Below are 9,278 nucleotides of genomic sequence, written 5' to 3'. Positions count from 1 at the left end.
CCCGCCATGCACGCATCAACCCGTCATGGCGAGCAAAAACCCGCCATGCACGCCTTGCCTTCGTTCTCACCCGGCAAACGCGTGCCTAAACGCACCCGTCCGACAGTGACACAATCTCAAACAATCAGGCCGCGACCTTCAAATCGGCGGCGACGCTGAACGGAGCCTCGGTCTTCTCCCGCAGCTCAGCCAGCGTCACGCCCGGCGCGATATCCACCAGCACCAGCCCGTCGTGGCCTTTCGCCGTGACCTGGAACACCCCCAGGTCGGTGATGATCAAATCGACCACGCCCGCCCCGGTCAGCGGCAGGTTGCACCGCTTCAGCAACTTCGGCTTGCCGCCGGCCGTGTGCTCCATCAGCACCACCACCCGCTTCACACCGGCCACCAGGTCCATCGCCCCGCCCATCCCCTTGACCATCTTCCCGGGGATCATCCAATTCGCCAGGTCGCCGTTCTCAGACACCTGCAGCGCACCGAGTATGGAAATATTGATATGCCCGCCGCGCACCATCGCAAAGCTGGCGGCGCTGTCGAAGAAGCTGGTCGTCGGCAGTTCCGTCACCGTCTGCTTGCCGGCATTGATCAGGTCGGCGTCCTCATCGCCCTCGAACGGAAAAGCTCCCATCCCCAGCATACCGTTTTCGGAGTGCAACTGAATCGACATGCCATCGGGAATATGGTTCGCCACCAGGGTCGGAATGCCGATCCCCAGATTCACATAGAATCCATCTTCAAGTTCGCGGGCCGCCCGAGCGGCCATCTGGTCACGGGTCCAGGGCATGATTCCAACTCCCTTAAGCGCGCTTGCGCACGGTGCGTTGTTCAATCCGTTTGTCTACCGTATCCAGTTTGACGATGCGGTTGACGAAAATTCCAGCCGTAACGATATGATCGCCGTCGATCTGACCGGGTTCGAGCAGTTCTTCCACTTCCACCACCACCGTTTCCCCAGCCGTGGCCATGATCGGATTGAAATTCCTGGCGGTCTTGCGGTAGATCAGGTTGCCCTCGGTATCGGCCTTCCAGGCATGCACGATCGACAGGTCGGCCCGTAACCCGCGCTCCTGCACATACAGCCGTCCATCGAATTCCTGCTGCACTTTACCTTCGGCGATCTGCGTCCCCGCACCGGTCGCGGTAAAGAACGCTGGAATACCCGCCCCGCCGGCGCGGATTCGTTCCGCCAACGTGCCTTGCGGGTTGAACTCGATCTCCAGTTCCCCCGCCAGGTACTGCTTGGCGAACGCCGCATTCTCTCCGACGTACGAACTGATCATCTTCCGCACCTGCCGCGTCTGCAGCAGCAACCCCAACCCGGCATCGTCGATGCCGGCGTTGTTGGAGATGATGGTCAGGTCCTTCACGCCGCTGTCCCGCACCGCCTCGATCAGCGCCGAAGGAATGCCGCACAGACCGAACCCGCCCGACATGATCGTCATGCCGTCGTGCAACAGCCCGGTCAGGGCCGCCTTCGCACTCGGAAAAACCTTATTGACCGCCATGCACGCCCCCAACCATCGCTGCCCGCATCTAGCCGAAGCCGCCGCCGATCAGCAAGCACCCCATAGGAAGGTCAGCTCATGCTTGTTGTGGAACAGGTGGACGACCTGCCCGTTCGGAATGGCGGCAAAAGCCTCCGCCGCCTCGTGATCCGTCGCCCCCTGGAACTTGATGGTGCAGACGATATACCGGGCAGCCCCCGCCTCGATCCAACGGCGGACCAGGGCCAGCAACCGGTCCGGGTAGGCGATGATGTCGCTGAACAGCCAATCCACCGGCTCCGGCACCATCCCGAACGCGCTATCCAGCCGCTCCGTCACACCCGGCATTGCCGCGACGCTGGCAGCCAGAGGCGCCTTGTCCACCGCCGTCACGTCGGCCCCCAGCTTCGCCAGCACCCAGGTCCACCCACCCGGAGAAGCCCCCAGATCGAGGCATTGCTCGCCCGCCGCCGGCCAGCGCCCGAACCGCACCAGCGCCTCCCACAGCTTCAAATACGCTCTGCTGGGCGGCCCGATATGATCCTCGACGAAATGGCATTCGCCATTGACGAACGGGCTGGATTTGGCCGAACTGGCCAGCATCCGGTCCGGCGCCAGCAGCGTCCAGCCACCCAGATGCGACCCTGGCGCCGACTCCGGAAACACCAGCGGCCTCCCCTTCACCGGTGGCAGCCGTTCGGCGATCAGCGCCATGCGGCGGTGATGCGCGGCGCCATACGCCCCCCAATTGCGCTGCATCGCCCGCAACGCATCGGCCGCCGCCTTCACGGTAGGAACCGCAATCTCCCGCGGGTCGGTCCAGATATCCAGTGCCCACGCCGCCTGCGCTGGCGGATCGGGCGACAACGCCAACCGGCCATGCCACGCATCGATGGTCACACCTCGGCGCCCCAATTCCTCGGCCAACGGCGCCTCAAAGTCCTCGGCGGCCAGATAAGCAGCCCCGATCATCGGCCGCGCAATGCGGAGGCACCAAGCAGCAGCCAACCGATCATCAGCAACACACCGCCCGTCGGCGCCAGGATACCCCACGACACCCCCGCCAAACCAAGCGAGTAGACCGCGCCGCAAAACAGCACCAAGCCGACCGTAAAGGCCAACCCCGCGGCCTGCGCCAGCCATCCCCCACGCGGCAGCCACAGGCCGGTGGCCAACAAAGCCAGCGCGTGCCAGCCCTGCATCTGCACGCCGCTGCCGACGATGCGCGCGGCAGTCGCGTCGCCAATGCCATGCGCCGCGAACGCCGCCATCGCCACCGCGCCGAAGCCGGCCAACGAGCCCAAACCGATCCAGATGCGTTGCATGCGGCCTTCTATCAACTCCGGCCACCCTTGGCGACGGATCGTTTGGACGCCCACCAGTCATCACGCTTCACTCACGCGGCCATTGTAGTATAATGTTAGGAGGACGAATCGACCCGGAGATGGTGATGCGCCGACAAATCCTGCTTTTACTCGCCACGTTGCCGCTGCTGCTGCCACCTCACGCCCGGGCGGATGACGTCGCGGACTCGTTGGCGGAGGCGACACGCGCCTACCAGGCCGGCCAGATCGCGGCCGCCCGCACGGCGATGCAGGAAGCGCTTCAGCTTCTCGCCCAGCGTACCGCCGCGGGGCTGGGGGCGGCGCTGCCGGACGCCCTGCCTGGCTGGCAGGCCGAAAAGCCCGAAACCCAGACCGCCGCGCTCGGTCTCATGGGCGGCGGCAGCCAGGCCACTCGCCGCTACCACAACGCCACCGGTCAGAATGTCGAGATCCAGGTGATCGCCGATTCCCCCGTGCTGTCACAGTTGGCCATGGTGATGGCCAACCCCGCGATCGCCGGCGCGATGGGTAAACTGATCCGTGTCGGCAGCCAGCGAGCGATCCAGACCAACAACAATGAGATCCAGATGCTGGTGAATAATCGCATCCTGATCGTGATCAACGGCAGCGCGACGAATGACGACAAACTGGCCTATGCGCAGGCGATCGATATGACGAAACTGTCTTCCTGGCAGTAGTAAGCTCGGTCTTTTGGGGGCGTAACGAAAGGGCCTCCCCATCGCCATCCAATATGTTTTTCAACTCAGCTACCGAAACCACCGCCACCACATCGCGCGGCACGGTCAGATCTGCATCGCCGCTCACCGGAATATCCGCGCCGGCCGACAGCATCAGCGCAATGAACACCGCCCGGAGAACCAAGCGCCTGCACAACACACTTAGGAAGGATCAGTTGGTTTTTGGCAGTGATTGTCGCGAGCATAGATGTCAATGTAAGGAAGTAAGGCGGAAATAGCAGCGCAGGAGCGGCAGGAGGCCATCATCACCCTCCTCCCCGCATCAAATGGTAGCTCAAAGCCCCCGGATCGCTCAGATCCGGCACCGTCCACCCGTTCAAGTCATATTCCGCCATACACTGTTCCGCGAACCCCTTGAACATCGCCGCATTCCCCGAAGCCTCAGCCCCGAACAGGCAATACCGCCGGATTTCCTCAGTCGACCCGGCGTAGTTGATCTCATACAGCTCGTGCCGCCCGCCGAACTCCGAGGCGATGCTGTCCCACAGCAGTTTCATCAGCTTCACCCGGTCCTCGGCGGTGTATCCATTCGACCCACGTAGATACTTGTCGAGATACGGACGTATCTCCGGATTGCCGAAATCCCGCGCATGGCTGTTCAGGTAGATCAGCCCGGAGGCGACCGTTTGTTCGATGATGTACTTGATCTTCGTATAGGCCATCGTCGCGAGGATCATATAGGCGTTCACCGGCTCCATGTTGGGTTGCACGTAGTCGCCGACCCAGGGTTTCGGATCGCGCACCATGGCGTCGGACAGACCCCAGAACATGTTTCGCCAGGCAATCACCTCCCCCACATTCGCCTGCACACCACGATAATCCTTGGTGCCGGAAGCCTCCACCGCCTTCAGTAGCAGGCCGGAGATGAAATCCAACTTGACCCCCAGCCGGGTGCAGCCATGCACGCCGAACCGAGGCAGAAACCCCGTCCGAGGAAAGAAGTTGTTGGCCTTCTCTACGTCGCCATAAACAAAAACGTTCTCCCACGGTACCAGGACCTCATCCATGATGAAGATGGCATCGTTCTCATCCAGCCGGCTCGACAACGGGTAGTCGAACGGGCTGCCCATCGCGGTCGCGGTCATTTCGTAGGACGTGCGGCAGATGAATTTGATGCCGGATGCGTTTGTGGGAACCATGAACACCGCGGCATAGGATTTGTCCTGCAACGGGATCAGCCCGTGATGCGCAACGAACGTGTAGTTGGTCAGCACCGACCCGGTGGCAACCACTTTGGCTCCGGAGACCACGATCCCGGCATCCGTTTCCCGCACCACGTGGCAGCAGACGTCGCTGACCTGATCGGGCGGCCGGTCCCGGTCCACCGGCGGGTGGATGATCGCGTGGTTGATGAACGGCACGCGTTCCTGGCTGAACTGGTACCAGCGCCGGGCATTGTCCTGATACGGCGCATAGAAATCCGCGTTGGCACCCAGCGTCGCCAGGAACGCCGCCTTGTAATCCGGCGACCGGCCCACCCAGCCATAGGTGATCCTGGCCCATTCCGCGATCGCATCGCGCCCGGCCATCAGATCGTCGGCGGTCTTCGGCGCCTTGAAGAACGCGTGCGTCACACCGCCATTCCCGGTATCCGTCGGCACCATCAGCTTCGACCGCCGCTCCGGATCGTGCATCGCGTCATACAGCCGAGCGATCATGCGCGCGGTGTTGCGGAATGCCGGGTGTTCGGTGACCTTGGCGACGCGCTCGCCATAGATGTAGACCACGCGCCCATCATCCAGCGACTCAAGGTATTCCGCACCCGTCATCGGTGCTGTCATCGTACCCGCCCCCCATTGCTTGCCGCGGAGTATTCGCCAACGGGATCACCCCACGCAACCGCATACGCCACAGGAACAGCCAAACTTCTGTTCCCCAACGGCGCGTTGGCCTGTAACATCGCGCCATCATGCCCCGCGGCGACCTTTTCCCTGAGATTGGCCCATACGAGACCGGTTACCTGCCGTTGTCCGGCGGACACGTGATGTATTGGGAACAAGCCGGCAACCCGAACGGCCGCCCGGCGCTATTCCTGCATGGCGGCCCAGGGGCCGGCGCCGGCGCGGTGCATCGCCGCTTTTTCGACCCGCATTTCTGGCGCATCATCATCTTCGACCAGCGCGGCGCGGGGCGATCCCGGCCACTCGGCGGACTGACCGACAACACCACCCCCGACCTCGTCGCGGACATCGAAACCCTGCGCCGTCACCTGGCGATCGACCGTTTCCTGCTGTTCGGCGGCTCCTGGGGATCGACCCTGGCGCTGGCCTATGCCCAGGCGCACCCCGACCGCGTCGCCGGCGCGGTCCTGCGCGGCGTCTTCCTGGGCCGCCCGCGGGAAGTCGAATGGTTTCTGCACGGCATGCAAGCCGTCTTCCCCGAGGCACACGCTGCCTTCACCGGCTTCCTGCCGGAGGCCGAACGCACCGACTTGCTGGGCGCCTATCTGCGTCGCCTGACCGACCCCGATCCGTCGGTCCACCTGCCCGCCGCCCGAGCCTGGTCCGTTTATGAAGGCACCTGCAGCACGCTGCTGCCCAGCCCGGAGACGGTCAACGGTTTCTCCCAGGACCGCACCGCCCTCGGTCTCGCGCGCATCGAGGCCTTCTACTTCGCCCACGGCCTGTTCCTGCCACAAGGCGGCCTGTTGGGTCACATGGACCGCATCAGCCAAATCCCGGCGGAGATCGTGCAAGGTCGTTACGACATGATTTGCCCGGCCGTCACCGCGTTCGACCTGACGGCGTCGTGGCGCAATGCTCGTATGACCATCGTGCCGGATGCCGGGCACTCGGCGCTGGAACCCGGCATCAGACGCGCCCTGGTCGCGGCGGTGGAACGGTTCCGTAACGTCCGCTGACTTGCCGGAAACGCGGCGCCGGGTCTAGCCTCCTTACTGGGAGGAACAATGAACAGACCGGTCAACGCCGCTGCTCGGCTGGACCGCCTGCCGATCGGGCCATTCCATTGGCGCGTCCTGCGCCTGGTCGGCGCCGGGATGTTCTTCGATTCCTTCGACAATTCGATGATGGGTGGCGTCATGGCCGCGCTGGTCGCCAGCGGCTGGTCCAACTTGGCGCTGAACGCCAGGTTTGTATCCGTAACATTTATCGGCCTGACCATCGGTGCCGCGTTGGCGGGGGTGGCCGGGGACCGGTTGGGTCGCCGTTTCGCCTACCAGTTCAACCTGCTGCTGTTCGGCGCGATGTGCCTGGCCGCCGCCGTCGCGCCCTCGATGAACTGGCTGATCGCGATCCGTTGCCTGATGGGCATTGGCCTGGGCGCCGAATTCGTCGTCGGTTACGGCATGATGTCGGAATTCGTGCCCCCCGCGAACCGAGGCCGGTTCACCACAATCCTGAATGTGGTGTCCAGTTCGGGCACCTTCGTGGTGGCGCTGGTGGGATTCTTCATCATCCCGCTTGTGGGCTGGCGCGCGATGTTCGCCATCGGCGGCTGCGGTGCCCTGTATGTCTGGTGGTTGCGCCGGAAACTGCCGGAATCACCGCGTTGGCTGGAAAGCGTCGGCCGCACCCAGGAAGCCGAGGACACATTACGCGCCATCGAACAGGAAACAGCCGGCCCGCTGGCACCCGTGATCGTCACGACGGTGCCATTCCGGCAACGCGTGCCACTGACTATCCTGTTCACCCGTCCCGTCATCCGCCGCACGCTGCTGGCCGTCGCGGTGAACGTCACCTGTCTGGTCGGGGCCTACAGTTTCACCGCCTGGATCCCATCCTTCTTCGTCAAGGAAGGACTCAGCGTCACCAGGTCGCTGGGGTTCGCCACCGCAATGACATCGGGAACCATCGCCGGGCCGCTGATCGGGGTGCTGATCGCCGATCGGATCGGCCGGCGGCACGGGATTATGGCGGCGGGGCTGGGATGTTCCTGCATGGGGGCGATCTATCCGTTCCTGACCGCACCGCTGGCGATCATGCTGTGCGGCTTCCTGCTGGTGTCCTGCATGTCGCTGTTCCTGGCCCTAGGCCTGGGGGGATACACGCCGGAACTGTTTCCCACGGCGTATCGCTTCCGTGGCAGCGGCCTGGCGCAGATGACCGGCCGAGGCGCCCTGATCGGCACACCCTATCTGGTGGTGTCTCTGTTCAGCGCGTTCGGCATCGCCGGCGTGGTAGCAATGATCGCGATGCTGTATTTCGCCCTGGTGCTGGTGATCGCTATATTCGGAATAGAAACGAACCAAAGGTCGCTGGAAGATCTGGCACCCGGCGGCGACGGCGAACCCATTACGAATCCGCTACAGGAGACGTCATGACCAACACACCCTTGGAACGGATATGGCACCAGCACGTCATCGCCGATTACGGCGGCGGCCGAGCGCTGCTGCATATCGACCGGCATTTCGCGCAGGAAAGCACCAGCGCCCGTGCCTTCGACGGCTTACGCAAAGCAGGTTTGAAGGTGCGGCACCCGGAACTGACGGTAGGAACGATCGATCACGGGATCTCGACCCAGCCCGGCCGCACGCTGGAAACCTGGAAGCCGACCGGTCCCCGCAACCTCGCGATGGTCAAGAATTGCAACGAATTCGGTGTCCGCGTGTTCAGCATCGACGACCCGCGGCACGGTATCGTGCACGTCGCCGGCCCGCATCTGGGCTTCGCGCTGCCCGGCTGCACCTACGTCTGTGGTGACAGCCACACCGCGAGCTGTGGCGGCGTCGGCGCCTGGGCCTGGGGCATCGGCACCACCGAGGTGATGCAGGTCTTCGCCACCCAGTCCCTGGTCATGCGCAAGCCGAAGACACTGCGCGCCGAGTTCAACGGCATACTGCCCAAAGGCATTTACGCGAAAGATATCATCCTGGCCCTGATCGGTCGTTACGGCGTCGACGCCGGCGTCGGCCACGTGGCCGAATACGCCGGATCGGCCATCCGGGCACTGCCGGTCGAGGGCCGGATGACCGTCAGCAACATGTCGATCGAATTCGGCGCCAGGGGAGGGATCGTCGCCGCCGACGACACGACCTTCGAATATCTGAACGGCCGTGAAATGGCCCCCAAGGGCGAATTGTGGGACCGAGCGGTGAAGGACTGGCGCCTTCTGTTTGATGGCAAGGACGCCGCCTACGACAAGGTCATCTCCATCGACTGCGCATCGTTGAAACCGCAGGTGACCTGGGGCAATTCGCCGCAAGACGTGCTGTCGATCGATCAGGCCATCCCCGATCCATCATCGTTCGCCGACGCCGATCGCCGCATGCTGGCCGATCGCGCGCTGGGTTACATGAACCTGATCCCCGGGCAGCCGATCGAGGGCACACCGATCGACGTCGCCTTCATCGGCTCCTGCACCAACGGGCGTCTGTCCGATCTCCGCGCCGCGGCGGCGGTGGCGCGCGGTCGAACCGTCGCTGCCGGAGTCAAGGCACTGGTCGTTCCCGGCGCCGCGCACGTCAAGGCTGCCGCCGAAGCCGAAGGCCTGCACACGATCTTCCAGCAGGCGGGCTTCGAATGGCGAGAAGCCGGCTGTTCCATGTGTGTCGGGGCAGGCGGCGACAGTGTGGCACCGGGGCAGCGATCGATCTCGACCTCCAACCGCAACTTCGAGGGCCGGCAAGGCCCCGGCAGCCGCACCCATCTCGCCAGCCCGGCGATGGTCGCGGCCGCCGCCATCGCCGGCTGCATCACCGATGTCCGCAAGCTGCTGAATTAGGGCGTGAATCACGCGAAATAACACTGACT

At 63.9% G+C, this 9,278-nt stretch carries 9 protein-coding genes; 4 read left to right on the top strand and 5 right to left on the bottom strand.

Going from position 1 to position 9,278, the window contains the following annotated elements:
- Positions 1–124: 124 nt before the first annotated feature.
- The 4 genes from GSQ89_RS02925 to GSQ89_RS02910 are packed head-to-tail and all read right to left on the bottom strand — an operon-like array spanning position 125 to position 2,809.
- Entirely contained in the window at positions 125–784 is a 660-nt protein-coding gene (locus GSQ89_RS02925; RefSeq protein ID WP_158921829.1) for a CoA transferase subunit B, read from the bottom strand.
- A 13-nt stretch (positions 785–797) separates the two neighbouring features.
- Positions 798–1,505, bottom strand: a complete 708-nt coding sequence (locus GSQ89_RS02920; protein ID WP_158921827.1) for a CoA transferase subunit A — start codon at positions 1,503–1,505, stop codon at positions 798–800.
- Between the two features lie 48 nt (positions 1,506–1,553).
- On the bottom strand, positions 1,554–2,456 hold the full coding sequence (locus GSQ89_RS02915) for an SAM-dependent methyltransferase (protein WP_158921825.1): 903 nt from the start codon (positions 2,454–2,456) through the stop codon (positions 1,554–1,556).
- Positions 2,453–2,809: a DUF423 domain-containing protein gene (locus GSQ89_RS02910; RefSeq protein WP_158921823.1), complete on the bottom strand. Its 357-nt coding sequence runs from the start codon at positions 2,807–2,809 to the stop codon at positions 2,453–2,455. The genes GSQ89_RS02915 and GSQ89_RS02910 overlap by 4 nt, the downstream gene beginning before the upstream one ends.
- A 125-nt stretch (positions 2,810–2,934) precedes the next feature.
- On the opposite strand from GSQ89_RS02910, the gene GSQ89_RS02905 reads away from it, so the two are divergent.
- Positions 2,935–3,507 (top strand): hypothetical protein, encoded by a 573-nt coding sequence (locus tag GSQ89_RS02905; RefSeq protein WP_158921821.1) that lies wholly within the window; start codon positions 2,935–2,937, stop codon positions 3,505–3,507.
- A gap of 305 nt (positions 3,508–3,812) precedes the next feature.
- Here GSQ89_RS02905 and GSQ89_RS02900 read toward each other — a convergent pair whose 3' ends face one another.
- Complete coding sequence (locus GSQ89_RS02900; RefSeq protein WP_158921819.1) at positions 3,813–5,348, bottom strand: 4-hydroxyphenylacetate 3-hydroxylase N-terminal domain-containing protein; 1,536 nt, start codon at positions 5,346–5,348, stop codon at positions 3,813–3,815.
- Positions 5,349–5,476: 128 nt separating this feature from the next.
- Between GSQ89_RS02900 and pip the strand changes: the two genes are divergently transcribed.
- Genes pip through leuC form a run of 3 tightly spaced genes read left to right on the top strand, consistent with a single transcriptional unit; the run spans position 5,477 to position 9,249 of the window.
- A complete protein-coding gene (gene pip / locus GSQ89_RS02895; RefSeq protein WP_158921817.1) occupies positions 5,477–6,427 on the top strand; it encodes a prolyl aminopeptidase in 951 nt (316 codons plus the stop codon).
- 48 nt (positions 6,428–6,475) lie between these two features.
- Positions 6,476–7,849, top strand: coding sequence for an MFS transporter (locus GSQ89_RS02890; protein WP_158921815.1), 1,374 nt, complete (start codon positions 6,476–6,478; stop codon positions 7,847–7,849).
- Positions 7,846–9,249 (top strand): 3-isopropylmalate dehydratase large subunit, encoded by a 1,404-nt coding sequence (gene leuC / locus GSQ89_RS02885; RefSeq protein ID WP_158921813.1) that lies wholly within the window; start codon positions 7,846–7,848, stop codon positions 9,247–9,249. Before GSQ89_RS02890 ends, leuC begins: the two co-directional genes overlap by 4 nt.
- The last annotated feature ends 29 nt before the right edge of the window (positions 9,250–9,278 follow it).

This window comes from Acidisphaera sp. S103, assembly GCF_009765975.1.
Lineage (GTDB): Bacteria > Pseudomonadota > Alphaproteobacteria > Acetobacterales > Acetobacteraceae > Rhodopila.
This window is presented reverse-complemented; position numbering and strand designations above follow the sequence as displayed.

Bases quoted from the DNA above. Each gene is read 5' to 3' on its own strand.
- GSQ89_RS02925 (WP_158921829.1), bottom strand. From the start codon at position 784: ATGCCCTGGACCCGTGACCAGATGGCCGCTCGGGCGGCCCGCGAACTT.
- GSQ89_RS02920 (WP_158921827.1), bottom strand. From the start codon at position 1,505: ATGGCGGTCAATAAGGTTTTTCCGAGTGCGAAGGCGGCCCTGACCGGG.
- GSQ89_RS02915 (WP_158921825.1), bottom strand. From the start codon at position 2,456: ATGATCGGGGCTGCTTATCTGGCCGCCGAGGACTTTGAGGCGCCGTTG.
- GSQ89_RS02910 (WP_158921823.1), bottom strand. From the start codon at position 2,809: ATGCAACGCATCTGGATCGGTTTGGGCTCGTTGGCCGGCTTCGGCGCG.
- GSQ89_RS02905 (WP_158921821.1), top strand. From the start codon at position 2,935: ATGCGCCGACAAATCCTGCTTTTACTCGCCACGTTGCCGCTGCTGCTG.
- GSQ89_RS02900 (WP_158921819.1), bottom strand. From the start codon at position 5,348: ATGACAGCACCGATGACGGGTGCGGAATACCTTGAGTCGCTGGATGAT.
- pip (WP_158921817.1), top strand. From the start codon at position 5,477: ATGCCCCGCGGCGACCTTTTCCCTGAGATTGGCCCATACGAGACCGGT.
- GSQ89_RS02890 (WP_158921815.1), top strand. From the start codon at position 6,476: ATGAACAGACCGGTCAACGCCGCTGCTCGGCTGGACCGCCTGCCGATC.
- leuC (WP_158921813.1), top strand. From the start codon at position 7,846: ATGACCAACACACCCTTGGAACGGATATGGCACCAGCACGTCATCGCC.